We start from the raw sequence: 23,589 nt of genomic DNA on the forward strand, positions 1-23,589 counted from the left end.
CCGCAGCGACAAAATAGGTAGCGCCCGGCCCCAAAGCCGGGCGAGGATTGAAACAGTCCGTCTTGCGTACTTGCTTTTGCGTTAATCGGCTGTAGCGCCCGGCCCCAAAGCCGGGCGAGGATTGAAACATCGAAGAGGTCAACAGGCAATGGGCGGCGACTACGTAGCGCCCGGCCCCAAAGCCGGGCGAGGATTGAAACGTATCGTAAAGACAACGACATCACCCCGATGAGCAGTAGCGCCCGGCCCCAAAGCCGGGCGAGGATTGAAACTTTCCATCGCCCGGCTGTAGTTACCGCATTAAGTGTAGCGCCCGGCCCCAAAGCCGGAGCGACTCACAGTGTCGATCGTCGCATTCAACTTTTCCGTTTCATTAACTTCTACAATACTGTAAAACCCCATAAGAGTTTGAATAATGCCACTCCTTATGAAATACTCAACGCTTATTTTAATCAACCCCTCCGTAGACAACCCTGAGATTCCTTACACCTGATCCTACCTATGTGTTCTGGCACTAATCATTAATATATAGAATTAAAGATGATCAATAAAAAACTTTTTTCTTTTGTATTTCTGAGGTCGGAAACCAATTCGTTACGGTCTTTGCAGGAAAACATCAGTAAGCTTGACGTCAAAGTGGTGTTGGTATGTTTAATTGTCGCTTTTTCCCTTACTTGCACGCGTTATCTGGGCGATGCTCAATTCCTCATCTCTATTCTGTACGATGTAAAGTTGACCGGCTTGGCGCAAGCCATGAGCCATATCCTGCAACAGCATACCAATGCGCAATTGCATCAATTGATTTACTGGGCATCGGTGATCATTTTCTTTTACTTCGTTTTACCGGCGGGTATCATTTTATTTGTGTTCAAGGAAAGCCTGACCGAGTATGGATTGCGACTGAAGAATGCCGGTAAAGGTTATCTGCTCTATCTTGGCATGCTGACAGTCATGGTGCCGCTGGTATTTTATTTTTCCGGAAGCGAGAGCTTTCTCGACCGCTACCCGTATTACACAGTAGTCAGGAATGAAAGCCTGTTTCCCAATTTCTTTATATGGGAGGTCGTATATTTTCTGCAATTTCTCGCATTGGAATTCTTCTTCCGCGGTTTTATTTTGCACGGCACCAAACAGCGTTTCGGGTTTTATGCCATTTTTGTTATGGTGATTCCGTATTGCATGATCCATTTCGGTAAACCGATGCCGGAAACCATCGCGGCAATCATCGCCGGCGTGGTGCTGGGGTTTTTAAGCTTAAAAAGCAAAAGTATCTGGCTCGGTGTTATGATTCACTGTAGTATCGCGTTGACCATGGATTTATGTGCGCTGTATCGAAAAGGGATATTTCAGGATAGCGATATAATTGGTGAACTATAAAAACGCGCGTCAGGCTGAGCAAAACCGTTTGTTGCAATTATGACTGTTTATGCTGATCGTCCTGAGTGGCTACCTGTCATCAATGGTCTTACCGGACCGAGCTTACCCACGATGATGCTTTCACCGAAGCGGTTTTGCAGCAATACTGATCAATATCGTGCGTGCCCTTGATCAGGTCATCCGGTTGTGTGGTAGAAAAACAGATTCCCGACCATCCGCTGACCATAAATCCTGGTGGAAGCGATGGTGGCAACAAGCACTTCGCATTTATCTACATTTAAACTCATCGCCCTCATAAATCAATCCGTTACTTCCAGCCGATCATGCTTAGTCAAAATCCAGCCGTATCGCTGTCAGCCGCAAGGCAGGAACTCCCCTGTTTTAAGTAATTGCTGGCACAAGAATCAGTCCATCGGAAAACTGCGGGAAAGAGAAACAGCAGGCGGTGATAGTGGCGGTTAACAGATTGAATCAGTGGCGTGTCAATCGGAAGGTCGAGTTACACTTTCAATCGTGTTCCAGCTTATCCGATCTTTACATATTTCAAGGGATGAGCCTTTCATTTACAGTCACCGATTCTCTTGCCAGTGTAGGTGTGGTCTATTTCCATAGGTTCTGATTGCGGTATTTTCATTTTAACGATTGCGGAACCCTTGTATTGATTCGCACTAAAAATGATCCTTCCTGCGCCATTCATGTTGAGCTCACCTTTGCATTTCATTTGCCATGAAGCACCGTTGCCTACTATTTTGTAGTTGGAAAACTCGCATGATTCATGAGCGGCAATGGGCGGCCTCTCTTTGTTTTTGTCGTTCACGCAGATGACATCCTTATGAGCCGGCATTGGTGTCATCACGTGGGGTATCACGGTTTGAGTCATCACCTCCCATTTACCTTTCGGAAACTCTTGAGCATTAATTGGTAATGCGAACAGTAACGTAATCAGAAATATTGTTTTTTTTAAATAGTTTATCAATTCACCCTCTGCGTTGAATAAATTGGACAAGTGATAATTTTTTAAAGCCACAGTAAAAAATTAACGAAGAAATAATAGCCTTAAATAATGTAACGGTTTTCTCAATTATAGCCCGCGTGCATATTCCACTGGCGTTTCTTTGATTGCTGCAACACGCATACTCGGCACTCATTCGGTTTTTGAATACTCGCTTCTTTATTAAATGACATTGAAATGTCATGAAAATGAAATATCCGGCTTGTAGTATGCGGGGCAATGTTGATGAGGAAAGTATGCAGATTCAAATAACAAAAAAAACATTAGTGTGGGGCGGTTGGTTGCTGTTTATTTTTACATCACCGGTCATGGCGAGCAATATCGAGAATCTTGCGAGATCGCTGGCTAAAATCCGGGGGGAAGTGGAAACGCTGCAATCGCAGCTTGACATAGACAAAGAGAAGCACAGCAGCAAAATGACCGCGCTTAATTCGCAATTGGCGGATTTAAGCGTCGAAGACCGCCGTCAGAAACTAAGTATCGAAAAACTGCAACAGTCAATTGATAAGCTGGGAGTAGTCGCCCAACAAGCCGAGCAATCCGGCGAACATTTAAAACCGGTGTTATTGACCGCTCTGGCGGAGTACAAGCGCCATATTCAAGGCGGATTTCCCTTTAAAGTCGACGATCGTATCAAAGCCATCGGCGATTTGGAAAATAACCTGATCAATCAGCAAATAGATCCGAGTAAAGCCGTCAATCAAACCTGGTCGCTGATCGAGGACGAGGTGCGGTTGAGTAAGGAAAACGGTATTTACCAGCAAACGATTTTGTTGAATGGCGAGAAAGTACTGGTTGATACCGCCAAACTTGGAACGGTCTTCATGTTCTTTCAAACCAAGGATAACCAAAGCGGAATGGCGAGGCGATCCAAGGATGGCGGTTGGATATTCGAAACCGTAAGTGACAGCGCTGATCGCGAACGCATCCGCAATTTGTTCGATTCCTTGAAAAAACAAATACGTCAAGGCTATTTTGAATTACCGAATCCATTAAACAAATGAAAACATTGCGATTCATCTTGTTGTTATCCGCATTGGCTTGGATTAATCCTGGCAATGCGCAAGAACAAAAAGCTGAGGGTGCGGGGGAAACCGTTACAGTATCCGCGCCGGAAGGGAAGCCCGCAGCAGCAACCAAGAAGCAATCTTCAGCCAAACAGGAAGCCATTAATCTGGAGACTGCGTACAAGCGCGAATATGCATTTCTGGAAGCGCAAAAGCGGGAACTCAGCGAACGATTAAGAAATTACCAGGCCAGCGCGCAACGTGAAGAGCAAACGTTGAATGCAAAAATCATCGCGCTTGAGCGCATCACAGTCGAACGCTCGTCAAAAATAGATCAGCTCAATGCGCAACTGGCTGAATCGGAACGCAAGGAAGCTTCCGCATCGGAACGTTACGATGCATTGGAAACGACTTATCTGCAGGCGGAACTCACGCTCAAAAATCATGGCATTGAAATGCCTGCGGCAGTGAAGGACGGCAAAGGCAACGATCCGGAAAAAGTCGATTTCATTTTTAAGCAAGCATTACAGCTATTGCAGAGGCTTGGCAGCATTCAAACCAAGCCGGGTCATTTTTTTCTCGCGAGCGGTAAGCAAGCCGGAGGGTCGCTGATTCATCTGGGTAATATCGCGGCATTCGGCGTGAGTGCCGAAGGTAGTGGCAGTTTGGTGCCCGCGGGCGGTGGCGATTTCAAGGTATGGAAAAACGCGGGTGCGGAAAGCGCTACCGCACTGAGTAAAAATGAGCAACCGGCCGTGCTGCAGTTGTATCTGTTCGAATCACGCTCCACTTCGATTGATGAAGCACCGGAGAAAACACTGCTGAGCATTATCGATTCAGGCGGCCCAATTGGTTGGGTGATCGTAATACTGGGCGGGGTTGGCGTTGTTTTGGTGATGATACGTGCTTATCTGCTGCGAACCAACAGCGCCGATACCCAACAACTGACCGATCAAATCATTGAACAAATGGCTTCCGGCGATTTGGAAGTCGCGAAAAAAAGCTGCGAAGACAACGCCTCAGCAATCGGGCGGGTATTGCATTACACCCTGCGTCACTTAAAAGACGATCGCGATCATATGGAAGGCATCGTGTATGAAGCGATTTTGCAAGAATCGGGGCCTTTGGATCGATTCGGTCCGGCTATTCTGGTTATTGCATCGGTGGCGCCGCTATTGGGTTTGCTAGGAACAGTTACCGGCATGATTGAAACCTTTGACATGATTACCGAATTTGGAACCGGCGATCCGAAATTGTTATCGGATGGTATTTCGATTGCGCTGGTCACCACTCAGATCGGTTTGATCGTCGCTATTCCGACGCTCTTGCTGGGTTCCTTGTTAACCGCTTGGGCGAAGAATATCAAGCGTGATATGGAACATGCAGCGTTGCGGATTATTAATATCTTCTTAGGCGGACCTGCCGGCATCGATGAATTGAATATGCCCGATGTGGATGAAACCGCGATTGCAATGAGTAATGCTTGATATGGGCGCCGCTGAACATCTATTAATCATCAAGGAAATGTTCGCGGCGGGGGGTGTCGTCATGCCACCGCTGGTGTTATGCACTTTGTTGTTATGGTATGGCCTGGGGTATCGTTTTTGGGTCATGAAAGAATCGAAACCCATGGGGGTGCGCGATTTGCTCAGATATTACCAGCAACATTACGACAAGCCTGCAAAAAGTATTGTTGCCAGAGCGATTAAGCAAGGCGTGCTGTTGCAGCGGAGGGGCGTCAGAAACTTGCGCCGTCATCTGGATGCGGCTTTTTACGAATATGAGCGGGAAATCGCAAAGTTTGCCGTGCTGGTGCGCGCCGTCATTCTGATTGCGCCGCTGCTTGGATTATTGGGTACGGTGATCGGCATGATCGAGACTTTCGATTCGTTAGCGACCATGACCTTGCATTCGCAATCCGGCGGTATTGCCGGCGGCATTTCACAAGCATTATTCACCACTCAGATGGGATTGACCGTGGCGATTCCGGGGCTGCTCGTTCATAGCATCCTGAAACGGAAGCAACATCAGATCGAACTCGATCTGTCGCAGATCAAGGATTTGCTGTGCCATCAAAACCATTCTCAACCTTCCGGCAGGAGTCTTCTTGATGCGAAATAACGAACCGGCGGAAGCGGAAACTACCATCGACATGGCGCCATTGATCGACATCGTTTTTATCTTGCTGATCTTCTTTATGGTGACCACGACTTTTGTCAAAGACATGAAGCTGGATTTGGAGCGACCCAAAGCCAATAGCGCGGTAGCTGCATCCAGTAAGGCGATTCGATTGTTTATCGATCGCAACGGCGATACCTATGTCGACGGTGAAGCGGTGCGGCTGTGGTTAATACAAAGCAAATTACGGGATTTATTGAGTACTTCTTCCAACAAAATCGTGTTGGTTGTGACCGACGAGGGTGTGCCGGCGGGGCGATTGGTGGAAGTCGTGGATCAAGCGCGCTTGGCGGGCGCTGAGAGCGTGGGTGTGGCAACGAGAAAAGAAGCGGGGTAATGACGATGAGTACGATGACGATGAAACGGCATGTAGCCGGTGTGGTATCGATGGGGTTCGGTGTGACGATGGTGTTCGCGTTGATCGTGGTCCTGAATCACTATCTGGGGAAGATTGAGCGAACGCCACCGCAGGAGGTGACGGAGATTGCCATGACCCGGGAAATTAGGCAGGAACCGAAGAAAGAGATCAAGAAAGTGGAGCCCAAAAAGCAGGTTTCCCGTCCGCGAGCTCCGGCACCTTTTAAGGGATTGGATACCGCTTTGTCCGGTATCGACTTAGGATCGCTGGGTTTGGATAGCGGTTCCAGGGATATTGATAATGGCTTGCTTGGCAAAACCGGTAATGCCGTCATGACCGCCGACCTGGTGGATATTCCACCCAAGCCGATCGCGCGAGGATCGTTTAAATATCCACCGGTAGCCAAGAAGAAAGGCATCAAAGGCTATGTGCTGCTTTCAGTATTGGTCGAAGCCGATGGCTCGATCAATCAGGTACAGGTCTTGGAATCCAATCCATCCGGCATATTCGATGCCGCGGCGTTGCAAGGTATCCGCGCCTGGCATTTCGAGCCCGCCAAATACAAAGGCGATAACGTGCGCGTTTGGGCCAAACAAAGAATCCGCTTTGATTTATCTTAAAAGAACACTATGAGAGATCGATCGTTTTGGCATGTGCATGGCCTTATTTATCTTGCGATAGCGTTCAGTTGTTACACACACGCGGTGCAGGCAACGGACAACAAATCGGCGCCGGCTGATTTTGTCGAACTGGCGGCGGTGATGTTGAAAGACGGCCATCACGATCGGGCGTTGCTGGCATTGCAAAGCGTCGATCTTGGGAATAAGAAAACCGATCTGGCGCGGTTTTATACGTTACAAGGACTTGCGTATCTGGGATTGAACGATTTGGAGGCTGCCAGAGACAGCTTGCAGTTAGCGATCACAAATGGCCAGCAGGATCGCTCGATTTTTATCTATTTGGCGCAAGCGTATTTTGGATTGAAAGATTACCGCAATACCGTGAGTGCGATTAGCAAGGCGGGTGATTTGGTCAATAAAGACGCAATGTTGATCAGCTTGAAAGCGGAATCCTATTGGCAACTGCAGCAACCGGAAGCAGCGATCAACGCCTTGAACGATGGTCAGCGGGCGTTTCCATCCGATTTCCGTTTTCTGAAACGCAAAGTATTTTATCTGGTCGAGTTGGAGCTTTATCAGGAAGCAGTCCGACTGGGCCGGGAATTCTTGCAGCGCTCCAAAGCCAGTGCAGCCGATTATGTGGCTTTCGGCAATGCTTTGCGGTTGAGCCGTGAATTTCAGGAAGCGACCAAAATTCTTGAGATTGCACGCTTGCAGTATCCGTATGACGAATTGGTCGCGAAACTGCTGGCGCATACTTATCTGGATCAAGGGCAATTAAATTCCGCAGCATTTATTCTGGAGCAAGCAGCATTGCTCAATCCGGCCTTGCAATCGGAAGCGGCGGAAATTTACCGGCGGGCCGGACGGTTTCATAAAGCTTTAACGCTGAATGAGAGTATTCCGGATCAGAAAGTAAAACTTAAACAACGGTTATCGATTTTGCTTGCGCTCAAGCAATTCGAGCGTGCCGCCAATATGGAAAGCAGCTTGTACCGCACCGGTTTATTGGAAGATCAAAGCGTTCGCTATGCGTTGGCGTACGCGCTTTTCTCAACGCGCCGTTTTGCTGAAGTCAACAAACATCTTGACCATCTCAAGGATGCCGAGCTGTTTCGCAAGGCGACCGAATTGCGGCGCTTGATGGAAATCTGCAAAACCGAGCCTTGGCAATGTGCTTGAAGCATCTAATGATTATCCCGCCATAAACGAACCGTACTTCGTTTGCAACTTTTAAAAATCAAAACTTTATCTCCAACCGTGATTGCAGGGAATTTGGAGAGGGGCTAGTTACGCCGAATGGATATAGAATTAAGAAAGTTTTTCCGGATATGTTGTTTACTCCTGGTTGTTTTATTCAATAGTTCAGCATGGGGCAATGAAGAAAAAGCGGAATTCTCGCTGCATTTGTTTCGAAGCGGATTGCCGGTTGCCAATGCCGAGTTGTTAATTACCAGCGAATCATTCGAAAAATCGAGCGCCATTCTGATCTTCGAATCCACGCCCACATCCTATGCATGGAAGCCACCCGGCGATGCGCCGCTCAAGACGAACGAGAGCGGCAGCCTGGCTGGAAAATTACCGCCGGGGCAATATCAATTCACGATCCGCACGGTCGATGGCCAGCAATTTATGTTCGACTTGCCATTGATCGCCGCAGAGAACGTGCAAATTCTGGTTACCTTTTATGCGGGCAAGAAGAAACCCTTGCTCAATATCGAAAGCTCGGCAGCCGGCACGCTGGCGGGAACGGATGCGGCGGTTGCTGGAACGGGAGAGCAGGGTGAAGGCGTGATTTCGGTGCAAGTGCTTTCAATGGAAACGCAGAAACCGCTTAAGGACGTGCAAGTATTTTTGAGCGGCTTGAAAGAAAAACTCAGAACCGATGGGCAGGGGCGCGTGACTGCCACTGTTCCGGCGGGAAGTTACAGCGTGTCGCTGCTGCACAGCGCTTATAGCAGCCAGACGCAGGACGATGTCCAAATCGCCGATCACCAAACGACCGAACTGAGTTTTAAACTGACGCCCGCTGGAGTGGAACTCGCCGAATATGTGGTGCTGGAGCCCCATCTTGCCGGGACTGTCGCTTCCGTGATTGAAGAACAACGAACGGCCACATCCGTTTCAACCGTATTAGGCGCGGAGCAATTCAGCCGGAACGGCGATAGCGATGCTGCCAGTGCATTGCGACGGGCTTCCGGGTTGACGTTGGTTGGTGGTCAATTCATCTTTATCCGTGGTTTGGGGGAACGTTTCTCGTCGACATTAGTTAACGGAGCCGCGATTCCCAGTCCGGATGCAACCCGGCGGGTGGTGCCGCTGGATCTTTTTCCGACGAATATCCTGGAAAGTGTGCTGGTTCAGAAGACTTATTCGCCTGATCGTCCGGCGGAATTTGCGGGGGGTACGCTGGAGATGCGTACCCGTGGTATTCCGGATGCTTTTTTCTTTAATTTGAATTTGCAAACAGGCTTGAATGACAACACGACGTTCAAGGATGGCTTGACGTATAAAGGAGGCCACACCGATTTCACCAGTTACGACGATGGCGCGCGCGCGTTGCCCGATTCGATCGCGAATGCAACCGGACACGGTGAGACCATTAAACCGGCGACAGTTTTTAATCCGAGCGGATTTACCCCGGCGCAGATCGAGAAATTTGGCGAGGATTTATCCGGGGTGTGGGATGTCGATCAGAAAAAGCGTGCGCCTGATACCGGTCTTCAAGCTTCGATCGGGGATAGCTTCACATTTGGCGATTTCAGGGTGGGGTATATCGGTGCGGCAGGCTGGAAACAAGAATTTAGAAAACAGAACGAAATCAACCGCGAATTTGTTGCCGCCGATACCAAGGACGGCAGTTTAAGGAAAATTCAGGACTTCGAAATGCAACGCTCGCTTCGTGAATTGCATGTGACGGGTTATGCCGGGACGGAACTGCAATATAAAGATACGCACAGGCTGTTTGCCAGAACCATGTTTCTGCGGCAGGCGGTTGATGAAGCGAGAATATCTCAAGGATTCACCGATGCGGAAACCAATGATATCCGCCGTACCCGGTTGAAGTTTTTCTCCAATCAGCTGCTCATGACACAAGTGGGTGGTGAACATCAATTCGACTGGCTGAAGGATCTATCCATTAATTGGCTTTATACCAATGCGACGGCTAATAGAGACGAACCCAAAACGCGTGATTACCGTTTTGATGCGGACCCGCAAGGCAATTTCTTTTTTGCGCAGAGAGCGGACAACAACCAAACCATGTATGCGGACTTGGTCGATAAAGATCAGAGCTGGCGCGTGGACGGAAAACTGCCGGTGCAGCCTTCGATACATCACAAAATCACATTGGGCAGCGGTTTTATAACCCAGAGTAAAAGCAGGGATTCCAGTATCCGGCGCTTTAATTATTTTCCTGTCGGACCGGATGGATTTAACCCGGCGGTGTTTGCGCAATCATCGTTGGAAAGCATACTGCGGCCTCAGTATATCGGTACCAACGGATTCCAGCTTCGTGAAGTGACGCGCCCCAGCGATAGGTACAACGCAAAACAGGATCTGCTTTCCTATTATGGAAAACTGGATTGGTTGTTGTACGACCGTCTCAATATTACCGGCGGACTTCGCTGGGAAAACAACGACCAGCGCGTTGATACGTTCACGTTGACGAACACGCCGACAACCGCCCGGTTGAATCGGGTGGATATGTTGCCTTCGGTGGTTGCCACTTTGCATCTGACCGATAAACAGCAGCTTCGCGCCGGTTTCAGTCAAACGCTATCCAGACCGGATTTCCGGGAATTGTCGTCGGCGCCTTTTACTGACATCAATACCAATCAGGAGACGGTCGGTAATCCGAATCTTAAGCAAACAGCGATCACCAATTGGGATCTGCGCTGGGAATATTATTTATCGCCGACGGAAAACCTCTTCGCCGGGTTTTTCTGGAAGGATCTGACTAAACCAATTGAATTGGTTGCCGTGCCGGGCACCGCCGGACTCAATACTTATCAAAATACTGATAAAGCCAATATCTACGGGTTTGAAGTGGAGTTGTTGAAGAAATTGGATTTTGTGCACCCGTTCCTGGAAAATTTTTACGTTGGCGGCAACTACACTTGGTCGGCGTCGAACGTGCTGTTGAATGAAGAAAATTTAAAGGCGCAAACGACGAACGATAGACCGTTGCAAGGCCATTCCGCTCAAATTGTCAACTTTCAAATCGGCTACGATAACCCCAAATGGAAAACGCAAGCGACCTTGCTATACAACGTTTCCAGCAAACGCATCATGGCTGCGGGAGTGCTGGGCGCACCGGATAAATATGAACAACCGGTGCATCAATTGGATTTTGTGTTCAGCCAGAATTTGTATAAAGGACTATCGATGCAAGTTTCCATGCAAAATTTACTCGATTCCGAAATTCGTATCACCCAGGGTGATGAAGTTACCCGTCAGTATCGTCGCGGACGTTTCTTCAATTTGAGCGTGCGGTTGGCGTATTGATTGATTTTATGCTCAATAGTCATGTATTGATTCACTACTCGACCTAAACATCCTGTAAAGTGTCGCCGGATTTCACGATCGTACGGACATTTTATTATAGAGTAACTGATGATTTGGGCTAAATGGATGATGGCTATTGCACAAGCTTGCTTGTTCGTCGATCGATTACGATTTGGCGATGTTCTGCTTTGGGTAGAAAGCTGACATGCTGCAAAAATTGACCCTGCTGTTTCCCCTCTGGATGATTCTAATCTGTGCGACGGCGTTGATTTGGCCGACGGGGTGGATGTTTCTGAATCAAGGGTCGGTGGTGGTATTGATCCTCGGCTTTGTGATGCTCTGCATGGGGTTGACGCTCACCTTCGACGATTTCCGCAGAATCACTCAAATGCCGAGAGCCGTTGCGATCGGTTTTGCTGCACAGTTTTCCATTATGCCGCTGCTTGCCTGGGGGATCGCTCATTTACTGGAATTGCCGTCGCATTTTGCGGTTGGATTGATACTGGTGGGTTGTTGTCCCGGTGGCACCGCTTCTAATTTAGTGACGTACATCGCCAAAGCCGATGTCGCGTTGTCGGTGGTGATGACGGTGTGTTCCACGTTGGCGGCCGTGGTGTTGACGCCGTTGCTGACGCAGTTGTTCGCGGGAGCTTTGGTGCCGGTGGATACTTGGATGTTGTTCAAGCAGACGTTGCAAGTGGTGGTAGTGCCGATTGTTTTGGGAATTTTACTTAACCGTTGGATGCCGCATTGGGTGCAAAAGGTGTTGCCGGTTGCGCCACTATTTTCGGTATTCGGTGTTTGCATTATCTGCGCCATCGTATTTGCGGCGCAAGCGGAGTCGATCTTGCAGTATGGTGCCGAGCTGTTACTGGCGACGCTGATGTTGCATGGGTGCGGTTTTTTGATCGGTTATCATTTTGCAAGATTTCTGGGGTGCCATAATCGTAGTGCCCGCACCATTGCGGTCGAAGTCGGCATGCAAAATTCCGGCTTGTCGATTGTGTTGGCCAAACAGGCCTTTCCGATGCTGCCATTGGCGCCGGTAGCAGGGGCGGTATCTGCCGTGATGCATTCGTTGATCGGCAGTTTGCTCGCGGTACTGTGGCGGATACGACCCATCACTTCCGAGCGAATCGAATCAGAAAAGTAAAGTATCGATCGCTTACCAGGTGAGTATGTTTATTTTGCTCGGTTGGTGATCGCCATTCTTACCGTTCAGCGTGTATTAATCGAGCCCGGATTAATGTTGTTAACAGCCATGATATTTAACAACATTATCAGTTAGCAAGGAGCTCTTCATGACCAAGCGATTTATCATCATTCTTGCCGTATTGCTGTTGTGCGGTTTTCGTGCGCCGAACGGCAATATCATTTCCAAAGGTGATTTGGCCGACAAGTTGATCGTCAATATGGGAGAACCGCATCTAAGAACCGATTTGGGAATGATTCAAACCAGAGCTTTTGGCGGGATTGTCTATATCAGGCGGGAAATCTGGTTTTATCGAATCGATGATTACAACTATCGTTTTTTGATCGAGAACGGGCAGATCGTTGCCGATCACTGGTCGCGTTTTTGATGGGACTCTGGACAGTACTCGAAATAATGACCATTCAGGGTTTTTCCCGATTCAATCCGCCAGAAATCAAGAGACGTGCACCATGCTTCTCTTGACAATGATTTCGATGTAAAGACATTGGGTTGTGTAGCTTGGGCTTTACATGGTGTTGTCATATAGACGTCACACCTTCGTGCAAAAATTTTGTTTTCCAATACCTGAATTTATCAGGTCAATGGAAATATTTAATTAAACATCGAAGGAAAAAGTCATGTCATTCTTACATCAAAATCCCAAAATAGCTTCGTTTCTTCTCATCACCCTAATGCTGACGGCATCAGCCACAAATGCAGCACCGGTTTTACTGGGCATAGGCAGTCTTCCCAATGGCAGTGACCTGTCCGGCTTAAGCGGTACACTCGAAAATGGGTTGGCTGCGAACATTCTGGGCGGATTGGGTTCAGGTATTGCGTATGCGGGTAACAACACATTCTTGGCATTACCGGATCGTGGTCCGAATGCGCTCGATTATATCGGCGGCGGTAGTGTCGATAACACGGTTTCCTTTATTGCCCGTTTTCATACCATCGGGTTGAGCTATTCACCGGGTACCACCTTACCTTTGACGGTTACAACGACCTTGAGCGGCACAACTTTGCTTTCAAGCGCTACGCCGCTGGCGTATGCAGCTGGCGCCGCTCCGGCGGTAAATACAGCAACAAGTTATTACTTCACCGGGCGTTCGGATAATTTTGCGATAGGCAATTCACTCAATCCGGATAATGCACGTTTTGATCCGGAAGGCATCCGCGTCTCGAATGACGGTAAAAGTGTTTTTGTTTCCGATGAGTATGGTCCTTATATTTATCAGTTCGATCGCTTTACCGGCGAACGGGTGCGATCCTTTGCGTTACCGGATAATTTAGCGGTTAACAGCCTTAATTCGTCCGGTTCCTTGGAAATCAGCGGCAATACGATCGGACGGGTTGCGAATAAAGGGATGGAAGGACTTGCGATTTCCCCGGATGGCTCAACGCTATTCGGTTTCATGCAGAGTCCGCTGCTGCAAGACGGCGGCGACGGCGGGCGGATGAATCGTATCGTTACGGTGGACATTGCCACAGGTGCAACGCATGAGTTTGCGTATGACAATCGTATCGGTTCCAAAAATTACAACAGCAGCGAGATACTTGCGCTCAACAATCATGAATTCTTGGTGCTGGAGAGAGATGGCAAGGGATTGGGCGATGGTTCAAATGCTGCCATCAAGCAACTGTGGAAAGTTGATTTAGCAGGCGCCACCGATGTTGCCGCTCTGAGTGGCGAGGCGGATTTATTAGCCAATCAAGGTCATGCGGATAAAAGTTTGTTCCTCGATATCCGGGCTCTGCTGAATGCCAACGGTATTACCGATGCGGAGATACCAGCTAAGCTGGAAGGCGCGGCTTTTGGTGATGATGTTACTGTGGGGGTTGATACCTATCACACGCTTATTTTGACCAATGATAATGATTTCGCAGCTATCGCCGGAGATAATAAGTTTCTCGTGATTGGATTTAAAGATACTGATTTAGGCGGATCCACTTATCTCCCGCAAGTTGTTTCGGCAGTGCCCGAACCTCAGACTTACGCGATACTCTTGGTGGGGCTCGGTTTGATAGGATTTTCGGCGAGCCGTAGAAAATAAAACATTTGAGACCTTTGCACAGTTACTACGCGGCACGATAATTGCGTTAAAAATTTGCGAAAAATGCTCATTACCCCGTGTGAGCTCCGCTTTTTCGCAAATTTTTGCCTTATTCTCGCACCGCTCATGACACCGTGCAAAGGTCTCCATTTTTGAAATCGGAAATTAAGACTGCGGAATGGCAATCGATGGATCCCGGGTTCTCCGATTCTGGATTTACCGGTTGCTCTGAATCCAATTAAACTTGGATCCGGAAAATAAAAACGCTGAAACCGAACTTTCAGAAAAGTATCCGGCGGCATGTTTCATGGCTTCTATATGCTGATACAAGCATGCATTTACATGTAGATGTCATACCGCTGTCATATTGCCCTGCTAGATTTGCCCTATCCTAATATAAATACTTGGAGGTGGGTAAATCATGTTCAAATTGAATAAAATAAAAGAAAAAATAATAATTACATCAACGATTTTTTTATGTATGGCTGCATCGGGCGGCTATGCTGCGACAGCGACGTTTGATCCGGGAACAGGTATCGTCGATATGCCGGTTGTGGAAGTATTAGGCGCCGGATCTTCTGCGTTTTATCGTGCGCAATTGAGGTTGGTCGGCGATGGATTGGAGTTGGTATCAGCGGATCCGATTTCCGCTATAACCGGGCAAAGAAATGTGTTTGACCCCGACACCAGCGCAGTGCATGTTCCGTCGGTTGTCGTGGGTGCTGATGATTTCTACGTCAAATTGAAAGTTGTTCCGGGGTCGAATCCTCTACGTTTTTCGGTGGAACAACTTGCTAATAACGCATTTCAAGGCTGTCCCAGTTTTGCAACTGCCGGTCCGGGAACTGGCTCCTGCGTGTTGAGTGGAGAAATCACAACGAATGTTACATTGACCAAAAATATCAACTGGATATTGTCGGGCGGTGTTTATATCGGTGGCGATAATAAACAGAGCGCAACGATCACCGTTAATCCCGGCACCAAAATTTTCGGTCAATCGGGAGCTGATTATCTATTTATTCGACGCGGCTCCAAAATTATGGCGGAAGGCACGCCGGATAACCCGATCGTAATGACGGGGCCGTTGCAGCAATCACCCGGAGAGTGGGGCGGTTTGCTCATCGCAGGTAATGCGCCGATCAATGGGTGTAATGTGGGCGTGGCTCTCTGTGAAGCGCCGTTTGAAGCGATTACATCAGAGTTTTTCGGCGGTAATAACGAAACGGATAACAGCGGGATCCTTAAATATGTGCAAGTTCTATTCGCAGGATTCGCCGTGCGTCCGGATGAAGAACTTAACGGTTTAACGCTGATGGGTGTTGGCTCGGGAACAGTGATCAATTATGTGCAAGTTCACTCAGGATTGGATGACGGTGTGGAAATGTTCGGCGGTACGGTGCAAATGAAACACTTGGTATTAACCGACAATCGTGATGACGCTTTTGATTGGACGAGCGGTTTTAAAGGCCGCGCGCAATTTGTTTTAATCAAGCAATCTCCCGGTATTGGTGACCGAGGCATCGAAGCCGACAATAATGAAAAAAATCATGACAGTTTGCCTCGCGCTCACCCGGTTTTATCCAATTTCACCATCATTGGCCGTAACGATACCGGCGCGACCCAAGGTATTTTGCTGCGCCGTGGTACCGCTGCGAATATTTGGAACACAGTTATTACCGGTTCTCCGGAATGTATTCGCATTGACAGTGCTTCTACCTATATCAATGCAGGTTCTCCAGGAAGCTTGACGGGCGAATTGACGATCCGTAATTCGATCGCGCAGTGCGACAATAATTTTGCGGATGGTGATGGCGCTACTTTCTCCGTCAGCGATTGGTTCTTATCGCAACCCGAGAATAAAGCGGAAAATCCTCTTTTAAGCGGTTACTTGCCGGCCAGTGGATCGCCTCTGACGTTGGGCGGCGCAGCGGTCACCGATCCTTTCTTTGATACAGTTGATTTCATCGGCGCCTTCAAGGATGCCAGCGACGATTGGACCAAAGAATGGACATTTCCGTTTTAACAACCTGGATTGATTCGTTGTAAGAATTTGCTTCTACACGATTCAAGTTGACTCATCAACTTTAAAAATCGCTGGTTTCACCTTCCGGGTGCCAGCGATTTTTTCATTGCGGTTATCGAAGCGAAAAAACGATGTCATTGCGCGTTCATCAAAAATTCATTGGACTGACATCGTTATTTCATGTTGGGTCGGTAAATTAGCACAATGTAAAGCAAGTTATTTCCAATAGCCGCAAGTTGGGAAAAAGCTATCCAAAGCCAATACTCTGCCTATGCCGCTTAGGTGCTTTAGCGTTGCTATTGATGTTTGGAATGCGTTCTGTGCTTCGGTTTAAATTCAAGGTGAGGGTTGTGTATGCAAATTGATAGTCTAACGGCTCGCGTGGTTGCATGTATGTGTCTGGTGTTGTTAAGTATTGCTGCTGGTGTTACTGCGGGTGTTGCATTTTACGAAATGGTGGTCGATTGGGAGGGCATATCAAGCCTTTTCTTAGGCTTCTACCTTTATTCTGCTTATCTGCTGACAGGCATCACTATGAACAAGCCCAAAGGTCGGCTGCTGAATCACCGGCACCAGTTATCGCAGCGCAATAGTTCACAGATTGAACGTGATCAGGTATGCGAATTTTGATGTTCGGAAGTTTGTACGATGTCTGCTGCTCATAAAGCACGATGTTCCCTTCTATGTAAATAGAGAATCGCTTGACCCAAGCGCCTTGGCAACAAAGAGCGTCATAACGATCCTGGAGGTCGTGAGCGTGTTGAATTGGGTTTGATGTTTTTCACCTTTCACTTCCGCACCTCCCAGTCAGCGCCCTGCTGGCAGCCGTTGGGAGGAATTCCACTGTAATCCGTGCGTCATCAGTTTGTCACAATCACAGGTTACTATTTCATCTCATCCGAGTTCTATTCGTCGCTGGTTAAACAGGAGAAGAAGGTATGAAATTACCGGTTAATGCCGTGTTGTTTGCAATCGGGATGTGGTTCACGGCCGCCGCTAGTGCAGCCGATATTACCGGTGCGGGGGCGACTTTTCCCTATCCGATTTATGCCAAGTGGGCGGATGCTTATCATAAGGCAACCGGTATCCGGTTGAATTATCAATCCATCGGTTCCGGCGGCGGTATCAAGCAAATCAAAGCCGGCACGGTTGATTTTGGCGCATCGGATAAACCGCTATCGCCGGAGGAATTGGAGAAGTCCGGTTTGGCGCAGTTTCCAACCGTTTTGGGCGGAGTTGCGCCGGTCATTAATCTGGAAGGCATCCAGCAAGGGCAGTTGAAATTAACCGGTGAAGTGCTGGCTGATATTTTTCTGGGAAAAATAAAACGCTGGAACGATCCTGCTATTGCGAGCCTGAATACCGGACTTAGCCTGCCCGCAAGCAATATCGCCGTGGTGCATCGGGCCGATGGTTCCGGCACAACCTTTTTGTTTACCGATTACTTGAGCAAAGTGAGTCCGGCATGGAAAGAAAGCGTGGGTGCGGATGTTTCCGTGGCGTGGCCGATCGGGACCGGTGGTAAAGGCAATGAAGGCGTCGCTAATTTCGTCAAGCAGATAAAAAATTCGATTGGTTATGTCGAAGCCGCTTATATTAAGCAGGGCCGGATGAATTATGTGCAATTGCAGAATCCGGATGGCGCTTATGTAACGCCGATGGAGGGGAATTTCAGGGCTGCCGCGGCCAATGCGCAATGGAATAGCGCTGGTTTTTATGAAATCCTCACGAACAAGCCGGGCTTGGAAAGCTGGCCGATCACCGGTGCTACCTTTGTGTTGATGCACAAGGTTCAGAATAAGCCGGGGCAGGCGCTGGCAGTGCTTAAATTTTTCGAGTGGGCCTATGCTTCCGGCGGTGCCATGGCGCTTGATCTCGATTATGTGCCGTTACCTGACAGTCTGGTGAAGCAGGTAAAAGGATCCTGGTCGGTCAATGTGAAAGGGAAAGATGGACAGCAGATCTACTCCGGCGGGCAATGACTATCAAGGTGGTGCGGTGGCAGCAGAGCTTGCAGTTCCGGCTTTAAGAATCCGCATGTATGTTTTGTTTCCGGTATGACTAAATAGTGGCTTCGATAATTCTGCAATGTTGACGAAACAACGGTTATTGGACGCGATATTTCGTAGAACGACCTGGTTTTTTACCGTGGTCGTATTGGTATTGCTGGTAGCGATCATCATTTCTTTGATTATTGGCAGCATGCCGGCATTGAAGGTTTTTGGTCCGGGATTTATCGCCAGTGCGGATTGGAATCCTGTCGCCGAGCGCTTCGGAGCGCTGGTGCCAATTGTCGGAACCGTGATTTCTTCGATAATCGCGCTGGCCATCGGCATTCCGGTAAGCTTTGGTATTGCGCTGTTCTTGACTGAGTTATCGCCGTTGTGGCTACGCCGCCCGTTGGGTGTCGCGATCGAGCTGCTGGCCGGTATTCCCAGCATCATTTACGGCATGTGGGGATTGTTTGTGTTCGCTCCGTTCTTCGCAGCCACAGTCCAACCTTGGTTGCAAGAAACATTGGGGCATTTGCCAGGGATCGGGTTGCTGTTTGAAGGCGCTTTCATGGGAATCGGCATGCTCACTGCGGGAATTATCCTGGCTATTATGGTGATTCCTTTCATTGCGGCGGTCATGCGCGATGTCTTCGAAATCGTGCCGCCGATGCTGAAGGAATCGGCGTATGCATTCGGTGCTACCACTTGGGAAGTGCTTTGGAATATTGTCTTGCCTTATACCAAATCCGGCGTCATCGGCGGCATTATGCTCGGATTGGGGCGGGCCTTGGGTGAAACCATGGCGGTAACATTTGTGATCGGCAACGCCCACCAATTGCATGCATCATTGTTTATGCCGGGAAACAGTATTGCTTCGGCGTTGGCGAATGAATTCACCGAGGCCGACGGCGAGTTGTATACCTCGGCATTGATTGCGTTGGGGTTGATATTGTTTGTCATCACGTTTGTAGTGCTGGCATGCTCCAAGCTGTTGTTGATGCAACTGAAGAAACGCGAAGGCGTCACTGCTTAGGAGATCTTACGATGACTTCCATCTATACCCGTCGGCGCATGGTCAATGCATTTTATTTGACGTGCTCGGTGTTGGCCATGATCTTCGGCTTGTTCTGGTTGATCTGGATTTTGGCTACCTTGTTTGGCAAGGGTTTCGGCGGCATCAGCATGGTATTGTTTACCGAGATGACACCGGCGCCCGGCAGTGGCGGCGGTTTGCTGAATGCCATCGCCGGCAGTTTGATGATGGTGACACTGGCAACCATGATCGGCACGCCCATCGGAATACTGGCTGGTACTTATCTGGCGGAATTCGGCCAAAAGGGCTGGTTGGCTTCAAGCACCCGGTTTGTCAACGATATCCTGCTGTCGGCGCCTTCGATCGTGATCGGGTTGTTCGTTTACACAGTTTATGTGGCGAAAGTGGGGCATTTCTCCGGATGGGCCGGGGCATTGGCATTGTCGTTGATCGTTATTCCGGTGGTCGTGCGTACTACCGAGGATATGTTGCGGCTGGTTCCGGATAGCCTGCGCGAAGCCGCTGCCGCGCTGGGTGCGCCGCAGTGGAAAGTGGTAACGCTGGTAACCTGGCGGGCGTCGCAGGTCGGGATACTGACCGGCGTACTGCTGGCGGTTGCGCGTATTAGCGGGGAAACGGCTCCGCTGCTTTTTACCGCGTTGAATAATCAATTTTGGAACGCGAACATGAATCAACCTATGGCGAATTTACCGGTGGTGATTTTTCAGTTTGCCATGAGTCCGTATGAGTCCTGGCAGGAGCTGGCTTGGGCTGGCGCGCTATTGATTACGCTGAGCGTGCTGGGTCTCAATGTCATTGCACGATTCTTTTTGCGTAAACAGGTTCTGCGGGACTAACGGCCGGACGGTGGTTTTCCAGTTGCCTGTTAACAACCGATTCACTTACTTTGAAAGATTATGATGATAAATCAGGAAATCATGTTTGATAGTAAATTGTTCGGATCATCCGATGCTTCGCAGCAGATGAGCGTCACGGCGACATTGAAACCCGGGGTGACGAACAGTCAGACCATCGATGCGGATGCCAAAGTGATCATCAACAACTTAAATTTTTTTTATGGCAAGCAGCATGTGCTGAAGTCCATCAGAATGAATATTCTGGAGAAGAAAGTGACCGCTTTTATCGGCCCTTCCGGTTGCGGTAAATCCACATTGCTACGGACTTTAAACCGGATGTATCAGTTATATCCCGGGCAAGTCGCGCAGGGTGAGATTATCGTGGATGGTGCGAATATTCTCGACAATAAGCAGGATATCAATATGCTGCGCGCCCGTATGGGCATGGTTTTTCAGAAGCCGACACCTTTTCCGATGTCCATTTACGACAATGTCGCGTTTGGTGTCAAATTATACGAAAGTTTAAGCCGCAACGAATTGATGGAACGCGTGGAATGGGCCTTGCAGAAGGCCGCCCTGTGGGATGAAGTGAAAGACAAGTTGGATCACAGCGGCACCAGTCTCTCCGGCGGTCAGCAGCAACGATTGTGCATTGCCCGTGCCATTGCCGTGAAACCTGAAGTGGTGTTACTCGATGAGCCGACCTCGGCATTGGACCCGATTTCAACCGCGCATATCGAAGAGCTGATTTTTCAACTCAAAAAAGACTATACCATCGTCATCGTGACGCACAATATGCAACAGGCCGCGCGCGTTTCCGACTTTACCGCTTACATGTATCTGGGCGAGTTGATCGAATTTGGCGACACCGACATAATTTTTACCACGCCCAGGCAAAAAGCGACGGAAGATTATATTACCGGGAAGTTTGGTTAAAGGATTGTGGTTAATACTCGAACCGCCATTGAGAGAAATTGATTTATGATCGGGTATCAATCAGGAGAGAACTTTGCAAGGTTGCAATCTCAATACATCGATTGGTGATATAAATTATATTTAAAATCAATGCTATTGATAAGATGGACATCAGTTTCTCAGACTTTGATGTGACGCGCTGTACCCATAATGGTAATGTCTTATAGCAAATTGATCAGTTGACTGGAACGCTATCGAGAAAGCAATCAACGATTTTGCTGCAAATTTTATCAATTGTTTTTCTCAAATGGTAGAGTTTACGTTGCTGCTAGTACATCGGCGAAGTTAGGTTAGGGATTTTTTCTTGCCTACAACAAGCAATCCTAGAGGAAATAAGTGTATGATAACTATAGAGGGATTCTGTTTGTTACATTGATTTCGCTTTTTTCCAATCTATGGAGGCAGCATCATGAATGAGAAGCCATTCGTATTAATTCTTGCAGCAAGTTTGGTTTTCTCTGTCTTAATCAACCAAACCGTGCATGCGGAAACCAAAACCTGGAAAAGCAGCGATGGTAATTGGAGTAATGACAGCAACTGGTTTCCTTTCGGTATACCGGGTTTGGCTGACGATGTGATTGTCAATCCATACGGTGGTGTGGATACGGTATTAAGATTCGATAGTTTCACCGGTGAACAGTTTGCCAATTCGTTGAGCGTTAACTCTGATACAGCCAACACCATCAGTTTCGAACAGACTGGTGGCAGCCTAGTTATCCTTAATTTGGAGAAGGTCGGTTTTGGTTTTAAGGGTAACGGGAGTTATACGCTTAGTGACGGTACCAACACGACTGGATCTCTAAGTCTAGGTTCAGGTTGGGAATCCAATGGCAGCTTTACTCAAAACGGTGGGGTAAATAGAATCAATGGCGGGCTCGTTCTTGGAGAGGGGCCGGGAAGCTTCGGCAAGTATCTACTGAACTCTGGAAGCCTGTGGGTTGGCAGTGAATACATCGGCATTCCGGGCGATCGTTATATGGGTGGCGGTTCTGGTATTTTCACCCAGAACGGAGGCACTCATAGCGTAAGTAGGGAGCTTGTAATAAATGGTACCTATAATTTAAACGACGGCGACTTGTTGACGGAAAGTGAAAGAATAGGCGATGGTGACGGAACCGGCAGAGGTTATTTTATTCAAAGCGGTGGAACGCATACGGTAACGACGGATCTTGTCGTTGGTGCCGGTGGTTATTACGGGAGTTCTGGTCGGTATACCCTTGATGCCGGTAGTCTGTCAGCAGACTCTGTGATTATTGGAAGTAGTTGGAGTGGCGATGGAAGTTTCTCCCAAAGTGGTGGCTCAAATAGTGTGAGTGGCATTCTCGCTATTGCCACTTCTACTCCTCTGGGCAGGGGGAGGTATGATCTGAGTGGCGGCAGCCTTTCTTCAGGTAGTGAGGAAATTGGTTTTGACGGCACCTTTAACCAAACTGGCGGTACCCATACGGTATCTAACTCCATAATAAACAGCGGCACCTACAATACCTCAGGAGGTATTCTGGAAATCAAAGGAGGAGTGGATAACAATGGTTCGATGGCACTGACCGGTGGGGCGACGACGGTTGGTGGCAACGTCACCAATGCCGTAAGCGGCAAAATCGAAGTCGCGAATAGCCCGGTTATATTCACTGGCGATGTTGTCAATAATGGCCAATTCAAAAGCACACACACTACCGTTACCTTCACTGGCACTTATACGGAAAACGGCGTGTATATCAGTGACCCGTCGATCAATAATTTTACTAACCTTATCATCGGAAACAGTGGTTACCTCGTTGGTGGCACGGGAGACGAGTGGCATATTACAAACAGCTTTGAAAACCATAGTCAGCAAAACACGCTGTGGAATACCCTTAACGCTGGCTTGTTCTTCGATGGAAGCGGCATGAAATATCTGTATATGGCAGGTGCCGATTATGGTTTGTCGTCTCTTGGTTTCATCAATAACTTTGCCTTTAGGTCACTCAATCTTGCATCGGGTGCCGAGCTTAATATTTTAGATGGCAATGCGGCATCAGGCGCAGCACTGTATGTGCAACTGGTTAATCTGGCTGATGGCCTGAGCCAGCTGAATGACATTCATAGCGATTACAATATTTACTACAACCCGACTCTGGCCGGCAATGCATATTTGAATGGCAACACTTATGCACTGGATGGCGGCGGTGTTCTTGCGCCTGCCATCCCAGAACCCAAATTCTATGTGATGTTGCTAGCCGGATTAGGGCTATTGTGCTTTGCAATGCGACGAAGATACTCCTAAAGTGGGCGGTATTTATTCTCTTTTACGAACAATTTGATCAACTGTTGGCAAAATTCCCGTAGGTAGTCGGGTTTGTAGTATTGGGGTATCTTTCATTTTATTTAACACGATCATAGTGTGTCTGTAAAAGAGTGCAGCTT

The 23,589-nt window shown here is 48.4% G+C and carries 21 protein-coding genes; 19 read left to right on the forward strand and 2 right to left on the reverse strand.

Annotated elements, in window-relative coordinates:
• Positions 1-323 (reverse strand): hypothetical protein (locus tag KF839_RS14895; protein ID WP_416362368.1); only part of this gene is annotated, 323 nt, incomplete at its 3' end.
• Here KF839_RS14895 and KF839_RS14900 point away from each other — a divergent pair.
• Positions 229-477 carry an integrase core domain-containing protein gene (locus KF839_RS14900; RefSeq protein ID WP_416362366.1) on the forward strand — a complete coding sequence of 83 codons (249 nt, stop codon included), beginning with the start codon at positions 229-231 and terminating at the stop codon, positions 475-477. The two genes, KF839_RS14895 and KF839_RS14900, sit on opposite strands and share 95 nt — an antisense overlap.
• 63 nt (positions 478-540) lie before the next feature.
• A complete protein-coding gene (locus KF839_RS11890) occupies positions 541-1,377 on the forward strand; it encodes a CPBP family intramembrane glutamic endopeptidase (protein ID WP_292918063.1) in 837 nt (278 codons plus the stop codon).
• A gap of 559 nt (positions 1,378-1,936) precedes the next feature.
• On the opposite strand, the gene KF839_RS11895 is transcribed toward KF839_RS11890, so the two are convergent.
• Positions 1,937-2,353 (reverse strand): DUF3617 domain-containing protein, encoded by a 417-nt coding sequence (locus KF839_RS11895; protein WP_292918064.1) that lies wholly within the window; start codon positions 2,351-2,353, stop codon positions 1,937-1,939.
• A 218-nt stretch (positions 2,354-2,571) separates the two neighbouring features.
• Between KF839_RS11895 and KF839_RS11900 the strand changes: the two genes are divergently transcribed.
• The 17 genes from KF839_RS11900 (at position 2,572) to KF839_RS11980 (ending at position 23,449) form a co-directional block, all read left to right on the forward strand.
• Positions 2,572-3,393 carry a DUF3450 domain-containing protein gene (locus KF839_RS11900; RefSeq protein WP_292918065.1) on the forward strand — a complete coding sequence of 274 codons (822 nt, stop codon included), beginning with the start codon at positions 2,572-2,574 and terminating at the stop codon, positions 3,391-3,393.
• Entirely contained in the window at positions 3,390-4,883 is a 1,494-nt protein-coding gene (locus KF839_RS11905) for a MotA/TolQ/ExbB proton channel family protein (protein ID WP_292918066.1), read from the forward strand. Before KF839_RS11900 ends, KF839_RS11905 begins: the two co-directional genes overlap by 4 nt.
• Positions 4,876-5,517 (forward strand): MotA/TolQ/ExbB proton channel family protein, encoded by a 642-nt coding sequence (locus tag KF839_RS11910; protein ID WP_292918067.1) that lies wholly within the window; start codon positions 4,876-4,878, stop codon positions 5,515-5,517. Before KF839_RS11905 ends, KF839_RS11910 begins: the two co-directional genes overlap by 8 nt.
• Entirely contained in the window at positions 5,507-5,911 is a 405-nt protein-coding gene (locus KF839_RS11915; protein ID WP_292918068.1) for an ExbD/TolR family protein, read from the forward strand. Before KF839_RS11910 ends, KF839_RS11915 begins: the two co-directional genes overlap by 11 nt.
• Positions 5,911-6,552, forward strand: coding sequence for an energy transducer TonB (locus KF839_RS11920; RefSeq protein ID WP_292918069.1), 642 nt, complete (start codon positions 5,911-5,913; stop codon positions 6,550-6,552). Before KF839_RS11915 ends, KF839_RS11920 begins: the two co-directional genes overlap by 1 nt.
• A gap of 9 nt (positions 6,553-6,561) precedes the next feature.
• Complete coding sequence (locus KF839_RS11925; protein WP_292918070.1) at positions 6,562-7,734, forward strand: tetratricopeptide repeat protein; 1,173 nt, start codon at positions 6,562-6,564, stop codon at positions 7,732-7,734.
• A gap of 117 nt (positions 7,735-7,851) precedes the next feature.
• Entirely contained in the window at positions 7,852-11,058 is a 3,207-nt protein-coding gene (locus KF839_RS11930) for a TonB-dependent receptor domain-containing protein (RefSeq protein ID WP_292918071.1), read from the forward strand.
• A gap of 205 nt (positions 11,059-11,263) precedes the next feature.
• Complete coding sequence (locus KF839_RS11935; RefSeq protein WP_292918072.1) at positions 11,264-12,211, forward strand: bile acid:sodium symporter family protein; 948 nt, start codon at positions 11,264-11,266, stop codon at positions 12,209-12,211.
• A 148-nt stretch (positions 12,212-12,359) separates the two neighbouring features.
• Complete coding sequence (locus tag KF839_RS11940) at positions 12,360-12,638, forward strand: hypothetical protein (RefSeq protein WP_292918073.1); 279 nt, start codon at positions 12,360-12,362, stop codon at positions 12,636-12,638.
• 250 nt (positions 12,639-12,888) lie between these two features.
• Positions 12,889-14,304 (forward strand): esterase-like activity of phytase family protein, encoded by a 1,416-nt coding sequence (locus tag KF839_RS11945; protein ID WP_292918074.1) that lies wholly within the window; start codon positions 12,889-12,891, stop codon positions 14,302-14,304.
• Positions 14,305-14,725: 421 nt separating this feature from the next.
• The gene (locus KF839_RS11950; protein WP_292918075.1) at positions 14,726-16,327 is read left to right on the forward strand and encodes a hypothetical protein; all 1,602 of its coding nucleotides are present in this window, start codon (positions 14,726-14,728) and stop codon (positions 16,325-16,327) included.
• A gap of 354 nt (positions 16,328-16,681) precedes the next feature.
• Complete coding sequence (locus tag KF839_RS11955) at positions 16,682-16,957, forward strand: hypothetical protein (protein ID WP_292918076.1); 276 nt, start codon at positions 16,682-16,684, stop codon at positions 16,955-16,957.
• Between the two features lie 308 nt (positions 16,958-17,265).
• Positions 17,266-18,309 carry a phosphate ABC transporter substrate-binding protein PstS gene (gene pstS / locus KF839_RS11960; protein WP_292918077.1) on the forward strand — a complete coding sequence of 348 codons (1,044 nt, stop codon included), beginning with the start codon at positions 17,266-17,268 and terminating at the stop codon, positions 18,307-18,309.
• Between the two features lie 106 nt (positions 18,310-18,415).
• Positions 18,416-19,354, forward strand: coding sequence for a phosphate ABC transporter permease subunit PstC (gene pstC / locus KF839_RS11965; protein WP_292918078.1), 939 nt, complete (start codon positions 18,416-18,418; stop codon positions 19,352-19,354).
• Positions 19,355-19,365: 11 nt separating this feature from the next.
• Entirely contained in the window at positions 19,366-20,211 is an 846-nt protein-coding gene (pstA, locus tag KF839_RS11970; RefSeq protein WP_292918079.1) for a phosphate ABC transporter permease PstA, read from the forward strand.
• Between the two features lie 126 nt (positions 20,212-20,337).
• A complete protein-coding gene (gene pstB, locus KF839_RS11975) occupies positions 20,338-21,147 on the forward strand; it encodes a phosphate ABC transporter ATP-binding protein PstB (RefSeq protein ID WP_416362367.1) in 810 nt (269 codons plus the stop codon).
• A gap of 487 nt (positions 21,148-21,634) precedes the next feature.
• Positions 21,635-23,449, forward strand: a complete 1,815-nt coding sequence (locus tag KF839_RS11980) for a PEP-CTERM sorting domain-containing protein (RefSeq protein ID WP_292918081.1) — start codon at positions 21,635-21,637, stop codon at positions 23,447-23,449.
• Positions 23,450-23,589 lie beyond the last annotated feature (140 nt).

Source organism: Nitrosomonas sp., from assembly GCF_019635155.1.
Classification (GTDB): domain Bacteria; phylum Pseudomonadota; class Gammaproteobacteria; order Burkholderiales; family Nitrosomonadaceae; genus Nitrosomonas.

Excerpts from the sequence above, each read along its gene's own strand:
- pstS (WP_292918077.1), top strand. The coding sequence starts at position 17,266 with ATGAAATTACCGGTTAATGCCGTGTTGTTTGCAATCGGGATGTGGTTC.
- KF839_RS11910 (WP_292918067.1), top strand. The coding sequence starts at position 4,876 with ATGCTTGATATGGGCGCCGCTGAACATCTATTAATCATCAAGGAAATG.
- pstB (WP_416362367.1), top strand. The coding sequence starts at position 20,338 with ATGAGCGTCACGGCGACATTGAAACCCGGGGTGACGAACAGTCAGACC.
- KF839_RS11955 (WP_292918076.1), top strand. The coding sequence starts at position 16,682 with ATGCAAATTGATAGTCTAACGGCTCGCGTGGTTGCATGTATGTGTCTG.
- KF839_RS14900 (WP_416362366.1), top strand. The coding sequence starts at position 229 with ATGAGCAGTAGCGCCCGGCCCCAAAGCCGGGCGAGGATTGAAACTTTC.
- KF839_RS11900 (WP_292918065.1), top strand. The coding sequence starts at position 2,572 with ATGAAAATGAAATATCCGGCTTGTAGTATGCGGGGCAATGTTGATGAG.
- pstA (WP_292918079.1), top strand. The coding sequence starts at position 19,366 with ATGACTTCCATCTATACCCGTCGGCGCATGGTCAATGCATTTTATTTG.
- pstC (WP_292918078.1), top strand. The coding sequence starts at position 18,416 with ATGTTGACGAAACAACGGTTATTGGACGCGATATTTCGTAGAACGACC.
- KF839_RS11935 (WP_292918072.1), top strand. The coding sequence starts at position 11,264 with ATGCTGCAAAAATTGACCCTGCTGTTTCCCCTCTGGATGATTCTAATC.
- KF839_RS11890 (WP_292918063.1), top strand. The coding sequence starts at position 541 with ATGATCAATAAAAAACTTTTTTCTTTTGTATTTCTGAGGTCGGAAACC.
- KF839_RS11920 (WP_292918069.1), top strand. The coding sequence starts at position 5,911 with ATGACGATGAGTACGATGACGATGAAACGGCATGTAGCCGGTGTGGTA.
- KF839_RS11945 (WP_292918074.1), top strand. The coding sequence starts at position 12,889 with ATGTCATTCTTACATCAAAATCCCAAAATAGCTTCGTTTCTTCTCATC.
- KF839_RS11905 (WP_292918066.1), top strand. The coding sequence starts at position 3,390 with ATGAAAACATTGCGATTCATCTTGTTGTTATCCGCATTGGCTTGGATT.
- KF839_RS11915 (WP_292918068.1), top strand. The coding sequence starts at position 5,507 with ATGCGAAATAACGAACCGGCGGAAGCGGAAACTACCATCGACATGGCG.
- KF839_RS11950 (WP_292918075.1), top strand. The coding sequence starts at position 14,726 with ATGTTCAAATTGAATAAAATAAAAGAAAAAATAATAATTACATCAACG.
- KF839_RS11925 (WP_292918070.1), top strand. The coding sequence starts at position 6,562 with ATGAGAGATCGATCGTTTTGGCATGTGCATGGCCTTATTTATCTTGCG.
- KF839_RS11940 (WP_292918073.1), top strand. The coding sequence starts at position 12,360 with ATGACCAAGCGATTTATCATCATTCTTGCCGTATTGCTGTTGTGCGGT.
- KF839_RS11930 (WP_292918071.1), top strand. The coding sequence starts at position 7,852 with ATGGATATAGAATTAAGAAAGTTTTTCCGGATATGTTGTTTACTCCTG.